Raw genomic sequence first — 26,722 nt, forward strand, 5'->3', positions numbered from 1 at the left:
GGGAAATAGATACTTTTTGTTTTAAAAAAAATAAAAAAATGATGACATTATTTATGTCGTATGTCGTTAGATTTTTTTTCTTTAAAATCTTATACTCATTATGTTATTTAAAGTTAAAAGGTTTTATAGTATACGAATAAAATAGTAATTTTGATAAAAACTAAAATATGAGTATTAAACCCCAAAAGGCATCTTTTGAATCGCCTGCATTAAAAAAAGCAATTTCCCAAGCAGTACGTGATACTTCTTATCAATTAAGAGGTACTTCTAATAAATCGCAAAGTAGTCCTATAAAAGAAGTAAAAAACATAACCCCTGTTAAGAAATAATGTATACTAATGATGATGCTCAAAGAGTATTAGAAACTAATGAGCAAGATTATAGAACAGCTTACAGGCGTGATTATGCACGATTAATTCATTCACCTTCGTTTAGACGTCTTCAGGGAAAAACTCAATTATATCCAGGAATTGAATCTGATTTTTTTAGAAATAGATTAACCCATTCATTGGAAGTTGCTCAAATTTCAAAAACAATTGGAAATTTTATTAATAATAATTTTTTGAGCGATAATGAAAAGGAACCAATAAATCTCGATATTTGTGAATTTGCAGGTGTTGCTCATGACTTAGGACATCCACCTTTTGGACATCAAGGGGAAGAAGCATTGGATGAGTGTATGAGAGATAATGGAGGATTTGAAGGTAATGCTCAAACTCTTCGCATTCTCTCTAAACTTGAGAAAAAAGAAAAATCAGAAATTCTCGGTAATGATAGTGAGTTTAGATTTGGGTTAAATTTAACTTATCGTTCTTTAGCATCAATTCTTAAATATGATAATGAAATTCCCGTTAAATATAATGATCGTAAAGATTCTGAGAAAAACAAAGCTATTAAAGGTTATTATAGTTTAGAAAGAGATTTAGTAGAGACAATAAAAGAAAAGGTAGTTGGAGAAAAATTTGAGGGCATTTTTAAAACTGTAGAGTGTCAAATCATGGATATCGCTGACGATATAGCATATTCAACCTATGATTTAGAAGATGGTTTTAAAGCTGGTTTTTATCATCCAACCGCTTTCTTTTCTTATCCTGAAAATGTATTTGTAAATGTTGCACAAAAAGTAGAGAAAGCTTTAAAAAAGGATGAAAATATTAAGAAAAAAACTTTTTCGCCGGATGAGGTAAAAGAAATTCTACTAACAGTTTTTTCTAATGTTTATAATTATGAATCTATTGGACTCCAATTAGCAGAAGATGAAAAGGGTAATCACTATATTGCAATTCCTAAAGGAGTTACGCAAGAAGCAATGCTTAGTAATATTGTTAATACAGTAAGTAGAGGTTCTAAAAGTGTTGCAGAAGATGGATATATTCGAAACGCATTTACATCTGACCTTATTAATGGAGCAATAAATGATGTAAAGTTTATTTTAAATGAAAAGCATCCTTCTTTATCAAAAGTTTTTCTTGAAGAGAGTTCAAGAATAAGGGTTGAAGTTTTAAAAAACTTCACCTATGAAAGTCAGATATTAAGTCCTAGATTAAAAATTGCTGAATTTAGAGGGAAGGAAATTGTTAAAGAAATATTTAAAGTTTTGAGTCAAGATGAAGGCTGGAGATTGATGCCTTCTGATTATCAGACTATTCATAATCACTTTAAGTCTAAAGCTAATAAATTAAGATGCATATGCGACTATATTTCTGGTATGACAGATAAATATGCTATTGAATTTTATGGACGTTTAAAATCTGAAAATCCTGAAACAATTTTTAAACCTTTTTAATTTATTAAAATATAATAATATGTTTAATACTAGAATAGTATTAAATTTATTTTACTTTAAAATCAATTATCCAAGCTAACTCTTTTTAAATTATAAATAATATCAAAGTTTGTAGTAGATTAAGTGAGATTGATTATAAATGTAATAACCTTAATTTAAGACAATAACTAATAATAAAGAAACTAATAAAGGAGGTCAATCGGTCACCAGCACGATGCTCGAGCCAGCAGGAAGCTGAATATAATAGATGAAAGAATTCTAAAAACAAAAAAGTGAAAACACAACGTTTCTCTTTTTTATTATCAGTAGAGTTGTAGGGATTCGAACCCTCGTCCAAACAAACCATACATAAGATTTCTATAGGCTTATCCTGCTGTTGGTTTTCTGCTGGAGGAGAGAGAGCAGACACCCAACTTCCAGCTTATTTTCTGAGATTTTCTTCTTCACCGGTGCAGGTATGAAGCTTGTGAAGTTCTTCGTTGTATTATAGCAACACAGATCTTCATCAAGCAATAGTTTTTTTCCGGATCAAAAAGGAATATAACTTTTAAAAAAACAGTTTTTATCTGTTTGTTGTTATTACATTACTGCATGTTTGGGATATCCTGTTGAATGGTAAGATCAGAAAACGGTTACATCAATAGGATCATTTTGGTCATTCAGGATTTTATGATAAAGTATGGCAATAAGCAGTAAAAATAAACGCAGGGTTTCTGTGGGTAATAAGGAATACCTGTGGTGGGTATTTGATGAATATGACCAGACCGAACTTGACGGCATACAGGTAAAGGCGGTCTGCTCTGATCAGACCCATTTTATAAAATATGGATTGCAGCAAAAACCGGATGACCGGAAATTGGTACTGGCATGGGAAAATTACACCAAACTTGTTCATCTGTCATCACCTCCCGTATTTGAAGATAACGAAGGGATCATAAGTACGGCAGGGGTTAAGGAAATGATACAATGGTGTAAAAAAGAGCGACACCGGATTCAGTATTCATGTGATGGAAATAAGAATGACCTTACCGAAACAGAGCAGCAATTGTTGCTCAAGGAATACAGGAAAAATTAGGATAGAAAGAAATGAAAATACATTTCGTACTCATGCTGGGTTTTTTGCTTTCATGTACAAAACAACCGGAAATGAAGATAAGGAACGATTCCTGGGAAAATTACAGGTGAATACTGATTTTCAGAAAATTACCATTGACCGTCATTCTGACAGTGCAGAAGTTGTAAATATAATCCGGAACAAGGAGATTTATAATATTCCGCCCAAATATATTGCTGAAGACACGGTAACAATAAAGATTTATCTCAGCAGGATTGAAAAAGACAGCTTAAAAAATTGGATCAGGTCTTCCATACTCAACCCTCAATTTACAGATTTATATGCTACTGATTATGTAGGAAACGTAGAGTTGAAGTACATTGACAGAGGTACCACTTTGAGTTGTACCTATAATTCTGTTGGAGCATGGGACAAAGTATCACAAAACACAAAGAAAATTTATAATTTATTGAGTAGCAAAACCAAGTTATCCAGACAGTAAATTAGTATGCTCTTCGCTACCAAAAGCGTCCGTTTGTTCATATCAAGACAAATAAGAAGCAACGAATAAAGCAGTTCCGTCTTAATCGGTCACGAGCAAAATGCTCGCGCCAGCAGATAAGCTGAATGTAGCAGATAAAAGAATTTCAAAAATCAAAAAAGAGAAGACATCATGTTTTCTCTTTCTTGGTCAGTGGAGTTGGGGGATTCGAACTCTCGTCCAGATAAGCCATACCTAAGACTTCTATAGGCTTATCCTGCTGTTTGTTTTCGGCTGGAGGCAGAGCACAGACACCCAGTTTCCAGATTATCTTCTGATGTAAAATCAAACCTGAAGGTACAAATTTTGTGAGTGGCACAAACATTATCCCGGTAGATGTATTACAGGTCAGGGCAGCTTTATCATAAAAACAAACAGCAATTTTATATAAGCCTTCAACACGTAACATGTTGGGGGCTTTTTCTATTGAAGCCAAATGAATCATCCTGTAGTTATTTTACTACACGAACTTCCATGTTCCACTACAAAGAAAATTTTACCGCCGCCGTAGATTTGTAATGTCAAAAGAGGACAATTAATCAAGAATAAAAAAAATAAATAATACGATCATGACAAAACAAATCGCCATCGCAGCCTTAACTATCGGAGCCTTCATCTTAGGAACCAACAATGCCAAGGCTCAGAATACGACTGCCACCACAACGGTAAACATTACCCTGAATGATGTCATCTCTATCGATGCGGGAAGTACGGCCATCGGGAACACGGTTGACTTCAACTATGCTACGGCAGCAGATTATAACTCTGATCAGACGGTTACCAAAGCCAACTCCCTGAAAGTGACTTCAACAAAGAACTTTAATGTTAAGGTAAAAGCAGGGGGTGCTAATTTCATGAACGGAACCAACCTGATCCCTGTCAATGTTCTGACCATTAAAGCCGCTACCGCTGCCGGAACCATGGGCGGAACAAAAAGCGCTGTCGTTTTATCGGCAACGGACCAGACTTTGGTATCAAACGCTCCGCTTGGAAGCGCCTTAACCCTGAACCTGGACTACACCATCCCGGCAGCGAAATCATCTTCTTCCGACATCTTAGGGAAACCGGCCGGAACCTACACGCAGACCGTAACATATACCGCAACTGCTTTATAAATAAAAATTTTTCATATAATATTTTGTGATTTGGTGTATCGAAGGCTTCCTGCAGGAGGCCTTTGATTTTGTATGTATTGATCAGTCATCTAGCTGTTCATTTCCCGGAGATTGGTCCGGGAATATGTGTAAAGATCGCTGTACGCTGGATAGCTGTCGGTTTCCGGAGCTTCTTTACAAAGATGGCTGCAGAGAATAGAAATTAATAAGCGAATATCACAAAACGATGTTTAAAACAAGTAGGCTGCCTTTTATGAACAGCCTTTTTTTCGATTATGACTTCTATAAACTACTTTTCCATATATATAAACACTATTTTTTTGCATAATTAATAAACCCACCATCGACAACGAGTTCTGTCCCCGTAATAAAACTTGCATGGTCTGAAGCTAAAAATAATATTGCTCTTGCTATCTCATCCGGTTCAGCCAATCTTTGCAATGCGGTTGAAGATGCAAAATGATCAAGTAATTGTTCGGACGCAGCTGATAATACTAATTCTGTAGCGACTGGACCTGGACTGACAATGTTAACACGAATTTTTCTACCTGCCAATTCGTTTGCTGCCACCTGAGCTATCTTATTTATCGCTGCTTTTGAGCCTGAGTATACGCTTGTATTAAGGGTAGCAAGACTTGCTGAACCTGAAGAAGTAAATATAACCGAAGAGCCATCAGCCAAATAGGGCAGTAACTTTTGCAGAGTAAAATAGTGGCCTTTAACATTGGTGTTGAATTGCTGATCAAATTCTTCTTCAGTAGTTTGGGCAATTGGCTTAAGCGTTATAATTGCTGCATTTAATAATAGGACATCTATACTAATGCCCGATTCTGCGATGGCTTTTTCCAGAGAAACAATACCTCCCAGGGCTGAAGCGTCAGCAACAATAGTTTTTAGATTAGGATTGTCAATCCGTTCAGCAGCTGCCTTCAGATTTTTTTCGTTTCTGCCGGTTATCCAGACATTTGCTCCAGCACTAATAAATTTTTTTGCAGTAGCAAATCCGATCCCGGTAGTTCCACCACAAATTACTACATTCTTTTTTGTAAAGTTCATTTTTTGAAATTTAATAGGTCAAAGGTATTTAAATGAAGTTATTTTAAGTTACTTTGTAATTAATAATAATGGTAACAAAAAAATAACTAAGTAATATTATGATGCAATCAGAAGAAGACCAGGTATATGTACGTAAGCAAATATTGAGATCAATTCAAGACTCAATGTATGTGTTGGAAGGTAAATGGAAAGTTTCAATTATTTCTTCTCTCTGTTGCTTTAACAAAAGACGATTTACTGATATTTCAAATGATATCACAGGAATTTCAAATAGGATGTTAAGTAAGGAACTCAAAGAACTTGAGACGAATAATATAGTAAAGAGAAGTATCCTGGATACGCGACCAGTAACAGTCCAGTATGAACTTACAGAACATGGCAGAACCCTTCAACCGATTATGAAAAATCTTGCAGAATGGGGATTGCTGCATCGAAATGAAATTATTGGTAATAGGCCAAGCAACCTATAAACATAATGAGATTTGTAGTGTAAATCGTATTAAAATACAGATACTTAAACTTAAAAAAGTAAGTATTGTGAATTGAAGCTAATTAAATATATAATAGGAACTAATGGTTCTAATCAATTAGTCTCAAAAAACGATTAATAGAGCTAATTAATTACGTAATCAGGTTATGTTATCTTATAAAAATAATCTAGTACATTTGTCATAAATGCAGTATTATTATGAATGACCAATTTTCTGATATCATTCAAATCATTAAAAATGCTCGAAATAAAGCCATTAAAGCTGTAAATTCAGAATTGATTAGTCTTTATTGGAATATTGGCGAATATATCAGCAAGAAGGTGGAGCTAAGTGAATGGGGACAATCCGTTGTTAGAGAACTGGCTCAATATATTCAGGCTAATGAACCTGAAATCAAAGGATTTTCGGACAAAAATCTTTGGAGAATGAAGCAGTTCTATGAAGCTTATAGGGAATTTCCAAAAGTCTCAACACTGTTGAGAGAAATAAGCTGGTCCCATAATTTATCGATCTTTTCGAGATGTAAATCAATCGAAGAGCGGGAATTCTACATAAAACTCACAAAACAAGAAAACTACAGCTTTCGTGAATTGGAACGGCAAATCTCAAGCAGCCTTTTTGAAAGAACGATGATCGGAAATTCAAAACTCTCAACAGTGTTGAGACAAAATAACCCCGACATTGCTAATACTTTTAAGGACAGCTATGTTTTTGATTTTTTAAATTTACCTGATTTACATTCCGAAAATGATCTGCAGAAAGGTCTGATAAAACAGATGAAAGACTTTATTTTAGAATTAGGTAAAGATTTTCTATTTGTTGGGGAAGAATATAGGGTTCAGGTTGGTTCATCAGATTTTTACATTGATTTACTTTTTTATCATCGAGGTTTACAGTGCTTAGTTGCTTTTGAACTTAAAGCAGATAAATTTAAACCGGAGCATTTGGGTAAACTTAATTTTTATCTTGAAGCCCTTGACAGGGATGTGAAAAAGGTAAATGAAAATCCCAGCATCGGAATTCTGTTGTGTAAGGACAAAGATAATGAGGTTGTGGAATATGCTTTAAGCAGAAGTCTCTCTGCAACTATGGTAGCAGAATATAAAACTCAACTTCCGGATAAAAATTTATTGCAACAAAAGTTGCATGAATTATTTGAAGATTAAGTCTCAAAAAAACGATTCGATGAAAAATAAAAAGCTACTCTATATAACATCTTTTCTATTCTTAATAGTGTTTCTTTTGTGTTTTATTTTAATACAGATAGAAGTGAGAAATGTATATATTGATATTATTTACTCAGCGGTTATCTTATCAACTATGGTTACTAGTGTAGCTTTATTTTTTAATTTGATACTAAATCTAAAGGATAAATCTAAAAAAATGATGAAATGCAAGAAAAGCAAATACTTATAGATTATTTATCTCAAAAAACGGTTGGATTTGAAAGTATAGCAGTACGAATCGGAGTTAAAGTGCCAAAAAAGATTTCATTATGGAATTTGTAATAATCCAACCGTAATATGAAAACACTTACTTATTTATTCTGGAGCATGAAAAAATATTATGAAAAAGTTTGGTTAACAAATGGACAGTATAATTGGACGATATTAGCTTTTAGCTTACCCTATAATCTTCCGATAATATTTTTTTCCGGAGCATTTGTTGAGATATTTATTAGACCTTATTTAGAAATGAGGATATTGAAAATAATGATATTTTTATTATTTCCTATGTTAACTTTCTTTTTATTTGCGCAGCCTCTGAAATTAATTTTCCCAAGGAAAAAGATAGAAGGCTTATCCTATACAAAAGAGGAAGTAAGAAAATATCGATTAAATATTTTATACTTTTTCCTGGGCTTTATACTCTTAATTTCTTTATTGGTGATCTATAAAAAGTATGTCATCTAATTGAGAACAAATGTAGTATGAACCGTAGTATTCTGAGCTATTTATACTACAAGCTGGCGCAAACGTGTCGCTCGTGATTTCAAAAATTAAGACACTGCATTCTGCAGTGGTTTTCATTTCATTAAAGGTAATTCTATAAAACGGAACGATGCAAAAATGATTAGAAAATGATGATTCAAATCAATAATCTGTTGATCCCTTATTTTTAATATTGTAAAATATAGTATAGATATTCATTCTTATATTATCAAGCTGAGTACTCCTTTGAAGATAAAGGTTTACTTTAGTATGCAGTTTTAATAAAATATAGAGTATTAAATAATTTTGGAAAATATAAAAATTTTAATTTGCGATGATAATCATGATAATTTAGATACCGTTGCTTTTATTTTAGAACATGAGGGCTATTGCGTGAGTAAGGAGACTGATAGTACCAATCTTATAAAAAAAATTACTGATAAAAATCCGGATATTCTCATAGTGGATATTTGGATGCCTAAAATAACCGGTGATGAGATCATAAGAATGATCCGCGCGGATTCGGAGTTTAAAGAATTACCGATTATTGCCTACTCTGCACGCTATGACATTGAAAAAGTTGCTATTGAAGCTGGGGCTGATGATTATGTAAGTAAACCTTTCGATATATCTCACCTTATTGGAGCAATCAACCGCGTGCTGAAAGTAGTGCGATTTTAAACTATATCATATTCCTTTTAATGCAACTCATTGATATAGCAAAATCTCAATAAACGATAACATGGCAGAAAAATTATTCTATTCTTCAGATGAAGTTCAAAGTATTGTAAAGAAAGTTATTGAAGCTACTACTATTGGTGTTCTTGACTATGTTAATAATGAATCCATAATTATAGATAGGTTTTTCAAAAACGAAATACCTAATGCTATTATAGAAAGGAACTCTACCAAAAATCTTTCGGAGTACATAGATCAAGAATTGATGAAAATTGGAATAAATTATACACCTATAAAATCTTAAGAAACGATCTACTTTTTTAAGAGATGTCGTTGAAGATCAAGTCACAGTATATTTTACCATTTTTGATTATAATGAATCAAGGTTCTACAATAATACTGCAGAACCTTTTTGTTATATTTGTGAATAACAAAAGTGTGCTTTTAGATGAGTGACAAAATTATACAAAATGACAACTACAAAGATTGGTCAAAATTTATTTTCAATAAGATAGAAGTCGCTCAAACACAAGCTGCTTTAAAAGTTAATTCCGAAATGCTCACCTTATATTGGGAGATTGGAAATTCAATCATCGAAAAACAGCAAGAAAACGGTTGGGGCAGTAAAGTTATAGATCTTTTGGCTGCAGATTTAACACGTAATTTTCCTAATAGCAAAGGGTTTTCGGTGCGTAACCTTAAATATATGAGAAGCTTTGCCGAAGCATATCCTCAGTTTCCAATAGTGCAAGTGCCGCTTGCACAATCTGAAACACAATTTGTGCAAGTGCCACTTGCACAAATTACCTGGTACCATCATATTAGTCTTCTTACAAAAATAAAGGATGTTACAGAGCGAGCATTTTACATTGCAGAAACAGCAAAGAACGATTGGAGCAGGGATATAATGCTTTTACAGATTCAAAGCAATTTATATACAAGAAGCGGAAAGGCTTTGAATAATTTTGAACAGACATTACCCGAATATCAATCAGATTTAGCAAAGAGTATTTTCAAAGATCCATATCATTTTGATTTTTTGATGCTTTCAACTAAGGTAAAAGAACTGGAAATAGAAAAGCTTCTGACAAACAAAATAACCGATTTTCTTATAGAGCTAGGTAAAGGATTTGCTTTTGTAGGGCGACAATATGTCATTGAAGTTGATAATACCGATTACAAAATTGATTTGCTTTTTTATCACACCATTTTGCATGCTTATGTAGTAATCGAACTCAAAGCAGGGGAGTTCATACCGGAATATGTTTCCAAACTAAACTTTTATATTAGTGCAGTTGATGATAAAATCAAAACACCATTTGATGAGCCGACAGTTGGCTTATTGCTTTGCGCCTCAAAAAGTAATGTAAAAGTAGAATATGCGATGCGGGGTCTAGATAAACCTTTAGGAGTTGCTACTTACCAATTAGAGCAGCTTGTAAAAGAAAACATTGATAAATTAAACGAAGATTACAGTACAGAACAATAAATACTATTAATTAATCAAAAAGTCTTAAAAAACGATGCTTGCTTAATTATAATAAAAAATCAATAGTCAAACAACTTTTATACGACAAAAAGCCCTCAATACTTCTAAGTGTTGGGGGCTTTTTCTGTTGAAGCCAAATGAATCATCCTGTAGTTATTTTACTACATGAACTTCCATGTTCCACTACAAAGAAAATTTTACCGCCGCCGTAGATTTGTAATGTCAAAAGAGGACAATTAATCAAGAATAAAAAATAAAAATAATACGGTCATGATAAAACAAATCGCCATCGCAGCCTTAACTATCGGAGCCTTCATCTTAGGAACCAACAATGCCCAGGCTCAGAATACGACAGCAACCACAACGGTAAACATTACCTTAAATGATGTCATCTCGATTGACGCGGGAAGTACGGCCATCGGGAATACGGTTGACTTCAACTATGCTACGGCAGCGGATTACAACTCGGACCAGACCGTTACCAAAGCCAACTCTTTGAAAGTGACTTCAACGAAGAACTTCAATGTTAAGGTAAAAGCAGGGGGTGCCAATTTCATGAACGGAACCAACCTGATCCCTGTCAATGTTCTGACCATTAAAGCCGCTACCGCTTCCGGGACAATGGGCGGAACAAAAAGCGCTGTCGTTTTATCGGCAACGGACCAGACTTTAGTATCAAACGCTCCGCTTGGAAGCGCCTTAACCCTGAACCTGGACTATACGATTCCGGCAGCGAAATCATCATCTTCCGATATCTTAGGGAAACCGGCCGGAACGTACACTCAGACCGTAACGTATACGGCAACCGCTTTATAAATAAAAATTTTTCATATAATATTTTGTGATTTGGTGTATCGAAGGCTTCCTGCAGGAGGCCTTTGATTTTGTATGTATTGATCAGGGCATCTAGCTGTTCATTTCCCGGAGATTGGTCCGGAAATATCTACAACGGTCTGCACGCGGGATCACTATTGGTTTCCGAAGCTTCTATAGAAAGATAGCTGCAGAGAATAAAAAGTAGTTAACGAATTTCAAAAAACGACAGTGCTATCATTTTTCCGTAAAGTGACACAGATCCTACAATTAATTTAAAAATTTTAGTTTTTTTTTCATTAATTAGCAGCCTCCATAAAACGCTAATAAAAATGAAATGCAGACTCTATTAACCAACTTATTTTTAGTAGCAGTATTAGGTCTTTTAACTTGGTCCTGTACTCGAGATAATGTGCAGTCATTTGTAAGCCATAAGGTGGAAAACCTGTTTAACAGATCTACCTCAGACGCGAATGAAACTCAAAATTTTGGAGTCCGGATACTTAAAATTGCTGAAACCAGTAAGGAATTTTCATATGGTTACAGTTTAATAGCTGATGGTTTGTATAAAAAAGAGGAGTACAGCAATGCTCTTATATTTTACAAAAAAGTTGACTCCATTTCAATCCTTTTGAATGATGACGATCGTAGATTCATAACAAACCTGTTTATGACAGGAATATATAACAAGGTAGGACTACTGTCCAGAGCAGATGAAAGTCTGAACCTATGCAATACATTAATAAAAAGATCTGCAATTCCATATTCCCAATACTATTTATTAATTGGTGAGGCAAACTTACTTGAATTGAGCTATAAATATTGTGAAGCAATACCAAAAAGAAAAGAATTAGTTGCGCAAATTTTAAATATATCACATAAAGAAGGAGGCGATAAATCCATATTAGCTGATTCATACATGCAACTGGCTTATAATCAGATCAAATGCGGGCAGTTATCCGAAGCGGGACTATCAATAAACAAAGCAGACAGTCTTGTAAGAGAAGATCAGTATATTAACAATACGATCATTATAGCAATTTATAAGATGGTAAAAGGAATGTATGCTGCCGAAGTTAATGATTATGACCAAGCGGTCATTTACTTCGATGAAGCGCTTGATAATGCAAAAAAAAATAATCTGAATCTTGAGAAGATGAAAATTTTGCAGGAGCGGATCAATTATAATTTTGACAGGTTTAGCGTCAGAAAAAGGCTCATAAAAGAATTTAATGATCTGGAAGTCCTCAGAAAAAAGCAAATGGGAAAGATTATTGAGCAGGAAGTTGATCATAAAAATACAATCATCAGGAAGAAAGAAAGGTATCAGATTATATTAGTCTCGATCTCTTTGATTTCTCTGGTTGCAATGTTCATTCTGATTAAAGTTTTTGAAACCAAGCGGAAGATGGCCAATAAAAAATTTAATCATATTCTATTACAGATAAAGGAAAATAGTCCGGAGAGAAATGAAGATAATACTTCGCAACTTTCAATTTCCCGGCCAGAAGAGGAGAAAGACAAAACTTTAAAGGGTGCAGAATTGACTGTTGAAAGTAAAAAAAATTCAGACAAAAAAATTCTTTCCGACAAAAAAGAAATGGATTTACTCAACAAGCTGGAGAAGTTTGAGGCAGGAAAGGAATTTTTAAATAATAATTATTCCATTTCATCAATGGCTACGCAATTTGAGACCAACAGCAAGTATATCAACTTTATTTTACAAAAACATCGGAATAAAACGTTTAGTGATTATATCAATTCGCTACGTATCCTATATATAACCAGATTGCTGTATGAAGAAACCGAATACCGTAATTATAAAATCAGTTACTTGTCAGAAGTTTGCGGCTACTCATCTCACAGCAGGTTTACCTCCGTTTTTAAAACAGAAACCGGGCTTTCTCCCTCTGATTTTATCAATAAAATTTCCGGCAAAAGCCCTCGGCACTGATCCTGAAATTCAACACTGTCAAAATCCCGAATAGTGACAGTCTAACATTAGTACACACAGGTGCCAAGAGATATCTTTGTTTCTCAAATCATAACAAGGGAACTAAAAGTTAAGGTCCTGATTCAATACTATCATACCTTGGTCCACTGATAAGAATTTTACCTGCCAAATTTTAAATAGTACTCCTGTTAAAATTAATTTCGGGTAGAATATTGATACATCAAGCTGGATCATGAGCGCTGACCTTATCCGTACCTTAATTAATTTTAGAAAATTGTCTGTCTATAATTTCAGTGAAAGATGCCACTGTTCTTCATTGGATTGATTTGATGATAGTTTAGGCATTATAAAAAAACAAAAACTATAAATCTACATTAACGATTGCAGTACTTAACATTTAAACTAAATTAAAAAAAAGAATATGAGAACCAAAGTAAAGTCAGCTTTAATTTTGAATTGCATCATTGGTATAAGTTCATTATCTCCAGCTCAGACAGGACGTGTCGGTATCAATACGGTAACGCCTAAATCTACATTAGATGTCAACGGGCAAAGGGATTCTTCAGGAGCTCTTTTATTGAGTGATATTACCGGAATCCAGGCTCCAAGACTTTCCAGACAAGAGTTAAGTGCCAAGGGGAATCTCCTGTACGGCTCTGATCAGAAAGGTACAATTGTTTATATTACAGATATCACCGGAGGAGATAATCTTTCCCAAAGGACAAATATAACATCCATCGGATATTATTATTTTGACGGAACTTTTTGGCAAAAATTTATAGACGATCAGACTTATATTTTTCCGTCCGGTTTTGAAAGAAAGCCTAACCTGTCAGCCAGTAACTTTTATTGGAAGCTCATTGGTGCTCCGGCGGGAAATTATGGCACTCCGGGCAAGTACGGATTAGATGCGTCCTGGAATCCTGAAAATCTGAACGAAATCTTTACCGGAACCAGCACCTATAATAATCTATTAACATCAAATGGATTAACGGTAGCAAATCTGGGAGCGCTGGGAAAGAATTCTTTTACTGCCGGAACCATGAATAGTGCCTCAGGAGATGCAAGTACATCTTTGGGGGCGGGTAATATTTCATCTGGTTTAGGAGCCTTCACGGCAGGCATCAATTCATCTGCAACAAATTCTGGTGCGATCGCAATAGGTTTTGTGAATAAAGCAACCGGGAATAATTCAGTTGCCATTGGTTCAACTAATATATCTGATGGATCTTCAGTAGCACTAGGCACGGGAAATAATGCTGCTGCAGTGTCGACGGTAGCTATTGGTTTAAATAATAATCTTAGCGGATCCAGATCGTATGTTATCGGAGAAGCCAATACAAGTACGGCCAACGGTGTACGTACCAGTGCGCTTGGGACAGCTAATACTTTATCTGCCGTTAATTCCGTTGCTATCGGTGACCAGAATGTCACGTCAGGAAATTTTTCTCTTGCCTTGGGTAATAATCTTTCTCCTGAAAGCATGTTTGCTGTAATGACAGGATATAATAACACTGCTGAAACTTCTCCACAGCCAAATGCATTAACCAATTCCTCGAAAAGACTTTTTCTCGTAGGGAATGGCTTCGGCTCAAAAAGCGATGCCTTCACAATTTTAAGAAACGGGAAGACGGGTATTGATATTGATAATTTTGAGACAACAGCCAGCGACGCAAAGTTACAGGTTAACGGTACTGTAAAAATAGCCGTGCTGTCTACCACTTCCACCTGTAACAGTGCCAATGAAGGAACAATTCAATATGTGAAAACCGCAGGCACGGGGATATTTCAGGGCTGTATTCAAACTTCATCAACCCCTACTTACGGGTGGGTAAATTTAAACTAAATGGGTAACTGGTCTATTGTATCAGAAACAATTTTTATGACTTCTGCCCATGGTGTTATATAGAGCTTTTGAATCAAAGTTATCAGGCATAGTTTAAAAACATCACTTATTATCATTATGAATTCTAGTAAACATGGTTTTTTACATCTTATAAAAAGTGAAATTGAAGAGTTTTATAAGATAAAGCTTCCGGAATCTACAGAGATAAAAAAAGCAGTATATATTTTATCAAGTTATTTTTTTGGAGTATATAAAAAGAAATTATATGTCGATCTTATTCAGGGAGAAGTTGTTAATTATAAGGTATCTTATTACATTTTTAATCGAGAATTATTTAATGAATGAGTAGGTTTCGTACCCAAAAGTCATTTCTATTGTTAAAGAGATGAATACTCTACCCAGTAAATATCCAAAATTTAATGATTGTTAAGATTACTTTCAGGAGAGAATTACCTTTTGCTATAACTGTCGTGTTCTAAATCCTTGGGAATAGCCGTAGGAGCTGCCGATGGCTCCGTAATCATCCATTCTATCCACATTATAACCAGGAATTAAATGGAGACTCTTAAGTTTATAAAAAAAACGCCGTAAAGGCGTTTTTTTTATGGGGCATTTCGGGTTTTTCAGGAAGTAAATTTTTTACCTTTTAACTATTGTGATCTGTACTAAAGTAGGAATTTTAATAGAAAGTAATTCTTTTATTAGTCTCAAGAAACGATACTTCTATTGCATTATAAGTAATATCAATTTTAAATAAGCCCTCAACACTTCTAAGTGTTGGGGGCTTTTTCTGTTGAAGCCAAATGAATCATCCTGTAGTTATTTTACTACATGAACTTCCATGTTCCACTACAAAGAAAATTTTATCACCGGCGTAGATTTGTAATGTCAAAAGGATAATTAATCAAGAATAAAAAATAAATAATACGATCATGATAAAACAATTCGCCATCGGAGCCTTAACCATCGGAGCCTTCATCTTAGGAACCAACAATGTTCAGGCTCAGAATACGACAGCAACCACAACGGTAAACATTACCCTTAACGATGTCATCTCGATCGACGCGGGAAGTACGGCCATCGGGAATACGGTTGACTTCAACTATGCTACGGCAGCAGACTATAACTCGGACCAGACGGTTACCAAAGCCAACTCCCTGAAAGTGACTTCAACGAAGAACTTCAATGTAAAAGTAAAAGCAGGGGGTGCTAATTTCATGAACGGCGTTAACCTGATCCCTGTCAATGTTCTGACCATCAAAGCCGCTACCGCTTCCGGAACCATGGGGGGAACAAAAAGCGCTGTTGTTTTATCGGCAACGGATCAGACTTTAGTCTCCAATGCTCCGCTTGGAAGCGCGTTAACCCTGAACCTGGACTACACGATTCCGGCAGCGAAATCATCATCATCTGATATCTTAGGAAAACCGGCCGGAACGTATACACAGACCGTAACTTATACCGCAACCGCTTTATAAATAAAAATTTTTCATATTAATATTTTGTGATTTGGTGTTTCGAAGGCTTCCTGCAGGAGGCCTTCGATTTTGTATGGATCGATACTGCTGTAGAGAAATGAAAAAGCCGGGAATACGTACCGATCAGCGGTAAGACAGAATCTATGTTTTTGGACATTTAAACCTGATTTATGCATTATCAAATCTCAAAAAACGATATTTAAACAGTTTAGACTTTAGTTCAGAAAAAACAAAACTAGCTGCATTGCTTTCCAGAGATCTGGTGAAAAATATACAACTGAATAGCTTTGTTATATGGAATAAATGGAATAGGTAATCTATTTATTCTATTTATGCCTGCCTTTCGTTATTTTTCATGATTTGCAGGGTTCCGTATTATATAGATTTTCTTTTCATCCAGAAGATATTTAAGCTGTCCAAGTCTAAAGGGAATTTAAATTGTGACTATTAAATTTCACCAAAACCATATTATTTAAATTTTGTTTTTGATAGTCAATAAATTAGCGAAAAAATAGGGATGGTCATCTTTATATTGATATATTTGCGGAAATTTATTATAGGATGAAAACCAGCATGATTACCGGGGCTTTATGCCTTTGTTCTCTTTCCATATTCGGGCAAGTAGGTATAAACACTCAATCACCGGCGGCAACGCTGGATGTGGCTGCCCGTACTACCGGCATATCAGCCACCACCGCAGAAGGATTGATTGCCCCGCGCCTCACCATTGCCGATCTGAATGCAAAAGCCTCGGCTTACGGAGCAGCCCAGGCTGGAGCCCTAATCTATGTGACAGATGCAGCCAATGGTTCTCCGGCCGGACAGACGGCCAATATCAATACTGTTGGTTATTATTTCTTTGACGGAACGGGTTGGCTGAAAGTAACCACAGGAAATGCAGGAAGTACCGGGAACAGCAATGATATTTATAACGGTGACGGTGCCCTGACGGCTAACCGTACCGTAGCCATGTCAGATAAAACTTTGGCATTTAGTGCAAGTCCTACCGGCGGTACCAGCCATTTCACGGTAGATGACACTACCTTGTCCGTAGATGCATTAAATAATAGAGTAGGTGTCGGGACCAATGTACCAGCTGAAAAACTGCATGTTGAAAACGGCAATATATTTATGCATCATGACAGTCCCACGCTCTATTTTCAGTCTACAACACCCACTGATGCGTCCAATCCGGATAACAATAATGGGTCTATTGTGTTTTATAAAGGTCAGAACTCTACCACGGAAGGGATGTATATCAGGCACGTCAATAATCCAACCGGATTTACAGGCGGTAATCAACTTCAGTTGGGTTCGATCGAAAACGGGACCTACAATTCTGTTATGAAAATTTCTAATAGGACACAACAGATCCTTATTGACAGTCCTACTTTTGTTTCATGGTTTGGAGCTGTTTATCCTAAGCTGGTAATAACTAGTAGTGTGCCTAATGCAGCGATTCAAATTTTAGATGGAACAGAAGGTGATAATAAAGTTTTGACGAGTGATGTCAGTGGAAAAGGATCATGGAAATCATTATCAGGATTAACTGCACCTTCCACCGTATATACATGGAATAATTTAGATGCCGGAGTCCTTAACTATTATCAGGACTCTGTATCCGGACCTTATACTGTAGGAAAAACGGGATGGTACCAGATTCAATCAAACTGGGAATATGACCAGGATACTAATTATAATGATTCGGGAATGGGCCATGTATGGATGCAGATTAATACTTCAGCTAATAATTGGATGGACGCCATACCTAATCCGTCTCTTATGAACCAGCCTGTAAATGATAAAACTTTAGTTAATAAATCCTGGCATAGCTCAATACTTTCTGGCAGAATGTTATACCTAACTTTAAATACAAATTATTTTATACATTTAAGTACTGCCTATGTAAAAAAAGCCGGATCACAAAATTTTATATTAAACTATGTGCAATAAGTTCCATATGTTTTTATAAAATAGTATAAAAGTACAAAGACCGGTGAAGAAAAAGGACTTTAACTTCTCGTACGAATAACGGTAATAATTTTACTTTTAGGTGTAAAGTATGAAAAGAGGTAGAACTTGGAACCTGATATATGTGTAGTAGAATTATAATCTCAAAAAAAAGATGAATAGTTTGTGAATAAGATGTGTGCCGACTTTTTGATTTTTAAATAGATTACTGCCAAATGTTTTCCAGTAAAGTCAAGATGACTTCAATTACACAATAAGCAAATTAATAAAACAGTAGAGCTATTTAATATATTGATTAACATAAATATATACTTCTAACAGCTGGAATGATGATTTAGAAGAAATCAAATCATTGGATAAATAATTAATGTATAAAAAAAGTAATTTGCAATCCGAATTAAATACAGTATGTTAAATCCATTAATAAACTATTTTGAAAAGTATCTTCCTTTAAATGAGGAGGAAAAATTTATTGTGAAGGAAGCGTTTCGGGAGCTAAGAGTGAAAAGAAAGCATTTTATCCTTCAGAAAGGCGATATATGTAAGCATCATACTTTTGTGGTTGAAGGTTGTTTCAGAATGTATATGATAGATGAGAAAGGGAAAGAACATAATCTGCAATTTGCTGTTGAGAATTGGTGGATTACGGATATTGGCAGCTTTTATTCCGGGGAGCCGAGTAGGTTGTACATAGAGGCCCTGGAGAATTCAATGGTCCTTCAGTTAAAAAAAGAAGATCAAATTAGGCTTTTTGACGATAACCTTCAATTTAATAAAATCTTCAGGATTCTTACAGAAAATGCTTTGGTCAGTGCTCATCATAGAATTCTTGATAACATCAGCTCCACTGCAGAGGATCGTTACCTTGACTTTTCAAAAAGGTATCCTCATTTTTTCAATAGGATCTCTAACGTTCAGATAGCTTCCTATCTGGGTGTAACACCAGAATTTCTCAGTACCATCCGTAAGAAGATTGTTAAATCTTAATCTATATTAAGGCTCTTTCTTAAACTACCTTATGGGTAAATACGATCCATCACTTCTATTTTTGTGTCATTGTTAATTTATAAAATGTTCACAATGAATAAGAAAATAATTGCAGTCGTTGGTGCGACTGGTATGCAGGGTAACGGAGTGGTAAATGCTTTAAAAAGGGAGGGTTCTTTTAAGGTTAGGGCAATTACGCGAAATCTGGATAAATATGAGGGAAATGCTGACGAAGCAGTACAAGCGGATCTAACGGATCCTGAGTCATTAACCAATGCTTTTGAAAATGCTTACGGAGTATTTGTGGTGACTAATTTTTGGGAAGGAGCAGATGAATTAATGCAAGGGAAGATGGCTATTGAAGCTGCAAAAACATCTAATGTAAATCATTTCGTTTGGTCTACTTTACCAAATGTTGAAAAAATAAGTAACGGGCAGTTTGTAGTCCCTCAATTTACCGGAAAAGCAGAAGTTGATCATTTAGTAAAAGATGCCGGATTTGAAAATTACACATTTGTTCAACCCCCTTTTTATTTTCAAAACTTCAAAGGACACACAGCTCCGCAGCAGCAACAGGACGGTTCCATCGGCTGGACTTTACCGATTGATCCCACTCGTAAAGTAATCCATATGGCCGATATTAATGATCTGGGGAAAGTGGTTGCTGGTGCATTTTTAAATCCGGATAAAGTGGGTAACGGAAGCTATTTATCTTTGGCGGCAGAATTAAATAGTTTCAATGATGTTTTGGAAGTTTTCAAAGCTAACGGGAAAGACTACAGTTTCACATATGTTCCGGCAGAGATTTTTTCAGACTTCTTTAAAGGAGCAGCAGGCGTAGCTGAGTTATTAGCGTATTTTGAAGCATACTCATACATGGGGCCAAATTCGGACAACCAGGTTCAGAAGGCCAAAGAAATTTCTACAGAACCGTTTGTATCGTTAAATGACTGGATTAAACTAAACGCAATTTAAAGTATAGATTAATTTCTTCTTATCGATAAAATTAAAAAAGAGGCTGAGATTTCATAATCTTAGCCTTACTTCAAAAATTTCATAAATACGTAATATATAATTAAAAAAAATTATAAATGTCGGCATGAAACTAGACAAAGTAACCGGGAAATATTAACATTTAAATTATGAAAAAAGTTCTTTTAGCCACTTTTTTGATGAGTGTCATCGGTCTGACATCATGTGAACAAAAAAAATCCGGCACCGTTGAAAATTCTGCTGATTCATTGTCTATGCGGGAAACTTCTGTTCCGGCTAAAAACGGTGACTCCATTGTACAATTATCAAAGAATGAGATGGACCTGTTTATAAAATCAGTACCCGGAAAGTATGTGGCGTCCAATTGTAACGGAGGCAGATTTTCTATTGAAATTTCAAATGGATCAAGCACATCAGATGCTTTAAAGTTTCAAATTTTGGACGGATCTAAAGTTATCAAATCCGGAGAAGTTAATATTGATGGTAAATATACTGCTAACGGCGATATTAATTTAGGTCTTGAGGGCATTGGCGGATTATTTCAAAAAGATAAAATTGTTGTGCAGAACTCCGGCAATAATATGAATCCTTTTGAGCACTTCAAACAATGTGGGGATAAATATATTAATTTTACAAAACAATAATATGATCCTGTCTTAGTGGAAAAATAAGGCATTAATTTTTACTGTTCCAAAAAGTTTAGACAAAATTCTACAATATCATATAGAAAAGAGCCCGGTAATCACAGGGCTCTTTTTTTAGCGGCATACTTTGGGCGATTTCCCTTTATTTTGAGACGATGGGTAAGCTGATCATCTTTATATTGTTATGCAAGGTCTAAGTATGGAATCGTGTTTTTCTATGTCTTTATTCTTAGGATTCCTTTTAGTATATCAATAAGCTTGTTAACGGAGAATAAAACTGTTCCGTGAAGTCTTTCGTATTGTAAATTATCATTTTCTTTTGTAATTGACATTACTGGGTAAAATATTCCGGTTTGAAACAGGTGTCGTCATTTCAATACTCTTGCGTTAAATTCCTGCAACTACCAAATAGAGAAGGCTGAAAACTTTCACAAGAGTAAAAAAAAATGAATTTTGGCCTTGAAACCAAATCGTAAATCGATTCATTTTTAATAAAATAAAGCTACTGCAACTACAGACTGGAGAACTCAAAAAACTTTTGTAGGAATAAATAAAATATGAATTTTGGCCTTGAAGCCAAACCGTAAATGAATTGATTTTTAATAAAATAAAGCTACTGCAACTACAGACTGGAGAGCTCAAAAAACTTTTGTAAGAATAAAAAAAATATGAATTTTGAATCTGAAATTTAGAAATAAATCATCTAGCCTTGAAAAATATAAGCTTCTTCAACTACAGAATAGCTCCATCAAAAAACTTTTAATTGGGGCAAAAAGAATAAATTTTGAACTCTGAAAAACAAGAATAGTATGGCAGTTCCAAAAAAAATCCATGAAACTAAAACAAATTTATAAACAAATACAAAAACAATAACATGGCTATAAGAGATAAAAATACATTAAAAGCATTTTTTGAAACAGGAGACGTTCCCTCGCAAAATCAATTTATAGATCTGATAGATTCCTTCAAACATCAAAACGACACGAATGCCCTTCTTCTCACCGACCGAGAAATAGTATCAATAGCAAACCGTATAGCAACGATTAACAATGGATTTGTTGAATACTATTTTGATAATATGAGCAATTCATTAATTAAATTGAATGTAGCCCAAGAAAATCTGGAAAATCAAGAGATAGAAATCAGATGTGACATCCATGATAATGGCGATCTAAGAAAACAGTACTTTGTTGGTAACGGACCTTATACTGTTGCTATAAAAGAATTTGAAAGCGAACAATTACAAGCCAATGAGTACTATTATTTGTATTATGAAACAAGTCTGTATGACAGCATAGATAGACTGATTGGACACAAATTACCAACTACTTTTATTGGTCTTGAATTTGGCAAACTAGATGGAAGGAGCTTTCATTTTTACATTTCAAAACAAAATTTCGGAAAAGAATTAAACGTACTGCATACCAATATTAAGTTCATTAATAAAACAGATATACCTATTGAATATAAATGCCAGAGTACCAATTGGCGTGATATCTATAGGAAGGAAAATAGCGTAACCGCTCATTATGACCAATGGGATTATTTATACTTCAGTTACAATGCAGACATGACAAAAGAAAATTATACTATTGAGTGTAGTGTTTATGATACCAACACAAACGAATTATTAATAATCGATTACCTGGAGCCCGGCATAAATTACAGACATTTTGGGAACAGTAGTGATAGTAAAGGAAACAGAGCAGATAAAGTGAGGAACATTACAATAGAATGTATAAAAGTATAAATCTAAACGGATCAAAAGTCTGGATTTGGAGCTTCCCCTCAAGGAGCAATCAGAAATGTAAAATCGAATGTAATTATTATGAAAATGCAAAATAATACAATTGAGAAAACAATATCTTAAAATTTTATATCTCTTTGAAATAATAGAACTAAAAAACAATTTTTTGTAAAAAAGTTACAGGCAGGAGAAACTGCAATGATTCAGCATACAATTTATCTGTAGCCTTACCACAATTAAGTGTGCTGTATGCTGATCATGATAAGTTACAAACTGGTATCAATCAGAATTTAAAAGAAAATTTTCTTGAACAGATAAACAGTAAGCTTGAAATTATTAACAGTACATCATTAATATTGTTAAGTTCAATAGGTTATATTTTGACTTCAAGAGTACCGGCTATGACGCTGAAATATTTAGTATTATTTCTGACAAAGTATCTGTACGATCAAATTTTATAGATAATGCAAATGTTGCATATGAAAATTATACAAAAACAGTTGGGATTAAAGAGGAGGATCAAGCCTTTGAAAAATATGAAGCAGAATATGATAAAGTTATGTGGGCTATGTAATATTGGAAGCCTGTATAAGCAATTTGATGAAGAGGTACGTTTGCAGATTAAGCAGATAAGATATGAGATGAGCAAATATGAATAGCCATTTCGTTAAGAAAACTTTTCGCCTTCAGAAATTCCAAACATTAATAATGTGTCATATTTAATCTCAAAAAACGATACTTCTACTGCATTATAAGTAATATCAATTTTAAATAAGCCCTCAATACTTTTAATTGTCGGGGGCTTCTATTAACTGATACGTGTAGTTATTTTACTACACGAACTTCCATGTTCCACTACAAAGAAAATTTTACCGCCGCCGTAGATTTGTAATGTCAAAAGAGGACAATTAATCAAGAATAAAAAAATAAATAATACGATCATGATAAAACAATTCGCCATCGCAGCCTTAACCATCGGAGCATTCATCTTAGGAACCAACAATGCCAAGGCTCAGAATACGACCGCAACCACAACGGTAAACATTACCCTTAACGATGTCATCTCGATCGATGCGGGAAGCACGGCCATCGGGAACACGGTTGACTTCAACTATGCTACTGCAGCAGACTATAACTCGGACCAGACGGTTACCAAAGCCAACTCCCTGAAAGTGACTTCAACGAAGAACTTCAATGTAAAAGTAAAAGCAGGGGGTGCGAATTTTATGAACGGAACCAACCTGATCCCTGTCAATGTTCTGACCATCAAAGCCGCTACCGCTTCCGGGACGATGGGCGGAACAAAAAGCGCTGTCGTTTTATCGGCAACGGACCAGACTTTGGTATCAAACGCTCCCCTTGGAAGCGCCTTAACCCTGAACCTGGACTACACCATCCCGGCAGCGAAATCATCTTCTTCCGACATCTTAGGGAAACCGGCCGGAACGTATACGCAGACCGTAACGTATACCGCAACCGCTTTATAAATAAAAATTTTTCATATAATATTTTGTGATTTGGTGTTTTGAAGGCTTCCTGCAGGAGGCCTTCGATTTTATATGGATTGATACCGATATAGAGAACATTCAAAATCCGGGAATAAGTACCGGTCAGCGGTAAGGCAGAATTTATGTTTTTGGACACTTAAACCTGATTTATACATCACACCAAATATTTAGTACATTTATTAAGCCGTTTTATATCTTTTTTTTAAGTGATCCAATCCCAAAAAAACGATTAATAAGTTGTTGGCAATTTATGAAAGCAATTGCTGATTGTTTGGAGTGTTTTATTATATCAGGTCCATCATTGGTATTAGATAACCATCCGACGTCCCTTAACTTGACGATAAAGAAATTTTGTAATTTTGGTAAATGATAGAAAGATCACAGTTCAATCAGGAGCTTTACATTTTCATTACAAAAATTATTATTGATGTAAAAGCCAGGTTTACAGAAACAGCAATACGATATTGCTGAAAATGTATTGGGAATTGGAAAGCTTATTATTGAAGACGAGCAGGACAGTAAGTTACGGCTAAGTATGATAAATCAGTTTGAAACACCTTGCTGCACAACTATCATTGGAATTTGGGAAAGGCTTTAATGAGAGGAATCTTAATAATATATAGGCTTTTTTTAGCATTTCCAATTTGGAACGCATGCGTACAGAATTGAGCTGGACCCATTACAGAATTATCAGTAGGGCTGAAAATCCTGAACATAGAATACAGTATATAGAACGTTCGATTGAAGGAAACTGGAATAGCCGGACACTTCAAAGAAAATAGAATCGGCTTTAATAACACATCTTCAAAAGTTCTTGATGGAGTTGGGGGAAGGATTTGCCTTTGTAGCAAGACAGCAGCATATTATTACTGATACCTCCGAATTTTTTTGTGGATCTTATATTTTATAACGGTTATCTAAAATGCTTTGTACTTGCTGATCTGAAGACTCATAAGCTTACCCATGAAGCCATAGGACAAATGGACATGTATGTAAGAATGTATAATGATCTTAAAAAGGGAGCGGATGACAATCCCACAATAGGAATTATTCTATGCACTGAAAAAGATGAAACGTTTGTAAGGTATTCTGTAATATCAGAGAATGAGAAGTTATTTGCAAGTAAGTACCGAACATATTTACAGCTGATTGAAGCAGACAGAGTGAAATTTCATCTGGACAATCAAGATTAAATAAAATACTGTTTATAGTATCATAAAACGTTATTTCTGTTTATAAGGATGTATTATTAGGGTAAAATACCTTTGCGAAAGTTATATAAATGGACAGAAGTAAAATTAAAAAATTAGTCCTAATTCACATAAAGATAAATCAATGAGTTATATTGGAATTTTTGTTTTCATTATTTTTTTTATTTTAATTTACCTGGACAGATCATATTCCCATAAGATTGTTAGGAAAGAATTACATAAATTGATCGATATTAAAAATAAAATATGTTTAGAAAAATTTAATGTAAAATGTTCGACTTTTACAAGCGGTAGAAAGAATTTAGGTTTTCATTATCAGGAAGCTGATTTATATTTTATGGAAGATGCGTTTATTATAATTGGATTCTATACAATATTTTCCAAGAAGATATATCGCAGTATTGTTATATTGACAAATGAATTAGAGTTTTATAGATCAATTTTTAATAAAACTGATGAAGTTACGATTCCAAATCGATTGAATACTGATTCCTCAAATAAAGACGTTCATATTGAATTTGGTAAATCGTCTTTTACTTCGACTCATGTCTCAATACGATTAATGAACTTGTCTGATTCAGAAAAGAAACTGATTAGACTATGAAGATCCTATGGCTAACAGGATTGTAAAGTAGTGAAACGAAACTATAAAATTCATCACTTTTTTCGTTTTAGTTTTTGTATGAATAGAATATTTCCGGTTCGATGCCCAGCTATCATTAAGTCCTGATATAATAAAATCTATATAAAAAATATCAAAAAACGCTGGCAGTAAGCAAGAAAATAAAACAGAGCTTCTGTTGATGGTAAGGAGTATTATGGTGGGTAATGAGTATCATAATAAAAATGGGTGGCCATGATTAATTCTTATTTTTTTATTACTTTTATATAATACAATGTAAGATCAGTGCTGAAATCTACATGTCAGATTCCATTTTCATCCGAGTTTATAAAAAATTAGATTAAGACTTGCAATACATATGATTACTATAAAAATCAGACGCGAAAAAATGAATGCTGTATTTATGAAACACCATTTGAAAGGTCTGCCCTTTGATGCGGTGATTCATCATTTCAGCAAAAAAGATTCAAATGAACATATACATGATCATCCATTCAGTTTTACAACTCATATTTTAAAAGGCAGTTATGTTGAACGCATTTATGAGATCCATAAAGATGGAAGCTATACTTCCTCTTTATACCATAGAAGCGAAGGAACGTCTCATTTTGTTCCTGCAAATACAATCCATGAGATTATTGAACTTCCAGAGGGGGAATGCTTTACTCTTATAAGACCCGGGGAAAGAGAGAAGGAGACTTATTTCTATAGATTCGAAGAAGGTAAGGTATTTACTAGAAAATGGAACCAGCGTAAATTTAGGGAATTAATTCGATGAATGAAACAGATTATTAATCTGAACCAATA

26 protein-coding genes are annotated in these 26,722 nt (G+C 34.5%); 24 read left to right on the top strand and 2 right to left on the bottom strand.

Translation table 11 applies throughout. From position 1 onward, the window contains the following. Nucleotides 1-167: 167 nt before the first annotated feature. The 4 genes from FY557_RS20140 (at nucleotide 168) to FY557_RS13080 (ending at nucleotide 3,342) form a co-directional block, all read left to right on the top strand. Nucleotides 168-329, top strand: a complete 162-nt coding sequence (locus FY557_RS20140; RefSeq protein ID WP_185151722.1) for a hypothetical protein — start codon at nucleotides 168-170, stop codon at nucleotides 327-329. Next, a complete protein-coding gene (dgt, locus tag FY557_RS13070; protein WP_149247693.1) occupies nucleotides 329-1,786 on the top strand; it encodes a dGTP triphosphohydrolase in 1,458 nt (485 codons plus the stop codon). Before FY557_RS20140 ends, dgt begins: the two co-directional genes overlap by 1 nt. A gap of 679 nt (nucleotides 1,787-2,465) precedes the next feature. Next, nucleotides 2,466-2,861, top strand: a complete 396-nt coding sequence (locus FY557_RS13075; protein WP_149247694.1) for a hypothetical protein — start codon at nucleotides 2,466-2,468, stop codon at nucleotides 2,859-2,861. 52 nt (nucleotides 2,862-2,913) lie between these two features. Beyond that, on the top strand, nucleotides 2,914-3,342 hold the full coding sequence (locus FY557_RS13080) for a hypothetical protein (RefSeq protein ID WP_149247695.1): 429 nt from the start codon (nucleotides 2,914-2,916) through the stop codon (nucleotides 3,340-3,342). A gap of 169 nt (nucleotides 3,343-3,511) precedes the next feature. Here FY557_RS13080 and FY557_RS13085 read toward each other — a convergent pair whose 3' ends face one another. Next, nucleotides 3,512-3,817: a hypothetical protein gene (locus FY557_RS13085; RefSeq protein ID WP_228451786.1), complete on the bottom strand. Its 306-nt coding sequence runs from the start codon at nucleotides 3,815-3,817 to the stop codon at nucleotides 3,512-3,514. 133 nt (nucleotides 3,818-3,950) lie between these two features. On the opposite strand from FY557_RS13085, the gene FY557_RS13090 reads away from it, so the two are divergent. Then, a complete protein-coding gene (locus tag FY557_RS13090) occupies nucleotides 3,951-4,496 on the top strand; it encodes a peptidoglycan-binding protein LysM (protein WP_149247697.1) in 546 nt (181 codons plus the stop codon). 312 nt (nucleotides 4,497-4,808) lie between these two features. On the opposite strand, the gene FY557_RS13095 is transcribed toward FY557_RS13090, so the two are convergent. Next, nucleotides 4,809-5,552, bottom strand: coding sequence for an SDR family NAD(P)-dependent oxidoreductase (locus FY557_RS13095; protein ID WP_149247698.1), 744 nt, complete (start codon nucleotides 5,550-5,552; stop codon nucleotides 4,809-4,811). Nucleotides 5,553-5,650: 98 nt separating this feature from the next. Between FY557_RS13095 and FY557_RS13100 the strand changes: the two genes are divergently transcribed. The 19 genes from FY557_RS13100 (at nucleotide 5,651) to FY557_RS13180 (ending at nucleotide 26,693) form a co-directional block, all read left to right on the top strand. After that, nucleotides 5,651-6,022 (top strand): winged helix-turn-helix transcriptional regulator, encoded by a 372-nt coding sequence (locus FY557_RS13100; protein ID WP_149247699.1) that lies wholly within the window; start codon nucleotides 5,651-5,653, stop codon nucleotides 6,020-6,022. Nucleotides 6,023-6,240: 218 nt separating this feature from the next. Beyond that, nucleotides 6,241-7,209, top strand: a complete 969-nt coding sequence (locus tag FY557_RS13105) for a YhcG family protein (RefSeq protein ID WP_149247700.1) — start codon at nucleotides 6,241-6,243, stop codon at nucleotides 7,207-7,209. A 1,071-nt stretch (nucleotides 7,210-8,280) separates the two neighbouring features. Continuing rightward, nucleotides 8,281-8,655 (top strand): response regulator, encoded by a 375-nt coding sequence (locus tag FY557_RS13110; RefSeq protein WP_185151723.1) that lies wholly within the window; start codon nucleotides 8,281-8,283, stop codon nucleotides 8,653-8,655. Nucleotides 8,656-8,716: 61 nt separating this feature from the next. Beyond that, nucleotides 8,717-8,956 carry a hypothetical protein gene (locus tag FY557_RS13115; RefSeq protein WP_149247702.1) on the top strand — a complete coding sequence of 80 codons (240 nt, stop codon included), beginning with the start codon at nucleotides 8,717-8,719 and terminating at the stop codon, nucleotides 8,954-8,956. Between the two features lie 144 nt (nucleotides 8,957-9,100). Next, entirely contained in the window at nucleotides 9,101-10,141 is a 1,041-nt protein-coding gene (locus tag FY557_RS13120; RefSeq protein WP_149247703.1) for a YhcG family protein, read from the top strand. Nucleotides 10,142-10,411: 270 nt separating this feature from the next. Next, complete coding sequence (locus tag FY557_RS13125) at nucleotides 10,412-10,957, top strand: peptidoglycan-binding protein LysM (protein WP_149247704.1); 546 nt, start codon at nucleotides 10,412-10,414, stop codon at nucleotides 10,955-10,957. A gap of 334 nt (nucleotides 10,958-11,291) precedes the next feature. Beyond that, a complete protein-coding gene (locus FY557_RS13130) occupies nucleotides 11,292-12,908 on the top strand; it encodes a helix-turn-helix domain-containing protein (protein ID WP_149247705.1) in 1,617 nt (538 codons plus the stop codon). Between the two features lie 421 nt (nucleotides 12,909-13,329). Next, complete coding sequence (locus FY557_RS13135; protein ID WP_149247706.1) at nucleotides 13,330-14,754, top strand: hypothetical protein; 1,425 nt, start codon at nucleotides 13,330-13,332, stop codon at nucleotides 14,752-14,754. Between the two features lie 932 nt (nucleotides 14,755-15,686). Further along, complete coding sequence (locus FY557_RS13140; protein WP_149247707.1) at nucleotides 15,687-16,232, top strand: peptidoglycan-binding protein LysM; 546 nt, start codon at nucleotides 15,687-15,689, stop codon at nucleotides 16,230-16,232. 561 nt (nucleotides 16,233-16,793) lie between these two features. Beyond that, nucleotides 16,794-18,185, top strand: coding sequence for a hypothetical protein (locus FY557_RS13145; RefSeq protein WP_149247708.1), 1,392 nt, complete (start codon nucleotides 16,794-16,796; stop codon nucleotides 18,183-18,185). Nucleotides 18,186-18,611: 426 nt separating this feature from the next. After that, a complete protein-coding gene (locus FY557_RS13150; RefSeq protein WP_149247709.1) occupies nucleotides 18,612-19,190 on the top strand; it encodes a Crp/Fnr family transcriptional regulator in 579 nt (192 codons plus the stop codon). A gap of 93 nt (nucleotides 19,191-19,283) precedes the next feature. Further along, nucleotides 19,284-20,165, top strand: coding sequence for an NmrA/HSCARG family protein (locus FY557_RS13155; protein WP_149247710.1), 882 nt, complete (start codon nucleotides 19,284-19,286; stop codon nucleotides 20,163-20,165). Nucleotides 20,166-20,332: 167 nt separating this feature from the next. Next, complete coding sequence (locus FY557_RS13160; protein WP_149247711.1) at nucleotides 20,333-20,827, top strand: hypothetical protein; 495 nt, start codon at nucleotides 20,333-20,335, stop codon at nucleotides 20,825-20,827. 874 nt (nucleotides 20,828-21,701) lie between these two features. Next, nucleotides 21,702-22,577 (top strand): hypothetical protein, encoded by an 876-nt coding sequence (locus FY557_RS13165; RefSeq protein WP_149247712.1) that lies wholly within the window; start codon nucleotides 21,702-21,704, stop codon nucleotides 22,575-22,577. A gap of 938 nt (nucleotides 22,578-23,515) precedes the next feature. Continuing rightward, the gene (locus FY557_RS13170) at nucleotides 23,516-24,061 is read left to right on the top strand and encodes a peptidoglycan-binding protein LysM (RefSeq protein WP_149247713.1); all 546 of its coding nucleotides are present in this window, start codon (nucleotides 23,516-23,518) and stop codon (nucleotides 24,059-24,061) included. 665 nt (nucleotides 24,062-24,726) lie between these two features. After that, nucleotides 24,727-24,864 carry a DUF1016 N-terminal domain-containing protein gene (locus FY557_RS20630; protein WP_410495973.1) on the top strand — a complete coding sequence of 46 codons (138 nt, stop codon included), beginning with the start codon at nucleotides 24,727-24,729 and terminating at the stop codon, nucleotides 24,862-24,864. Beyond that, entirely contained in the window at nucleotides 24,861-24,992 is a 132-nt protein-coding gene (locus FY557_RS20635) for a PDDEXK nuclease domain-containing protein (RefSeq protein ID WP_410495989.1), read from the top strand. Before FY557_RS20630 ends, FY557_RS20635 begins: the two co-directional genes overlap by 4 nt. After that, the gene (locus tag FY557_RS20640) at nucleotides 24,973-25,275 is read left to right on the top strand and encodes a PDDEXK nuclease domain-containing protein (RefSeq protein ID WP_410495974.1); all 303 of its coding nucleotides are present in this window, start codon (nucleotides 24,973-24,975) and stop codon (nucleotides 25,273-25,275) included. The genes FY557_RS20635 and FY557_RS20640 overlap by 20 nt, the downstream gene beginning before the upstream one ends. 998 nt (nucleotides 25,276-26,273) lie before the next feature. Next, nucleotides 26,274-26,693, top strand: a complete 420-nt coding sequence (locus tag FY557_RS13180) for a hypothetical protein (protein ID WP_149247714.1) — start codon at nucleotides 26,274-26,276, stop codon at nucleotides 26,691-26,693. The last annotated feature ends 29 nt before the right edge of the window (nucleotides 26,694-26,722 follow it).

The sequence above is a fragment of the Chryseobacterium sp. SN22 genome, assembly GCF_008329705.1.
Taxonomy (GTDB): Bacteria; Bacteroidota; Bacteroidia; order Flavobacteriales; family Weeksellaceae; genus Chryseobacterium.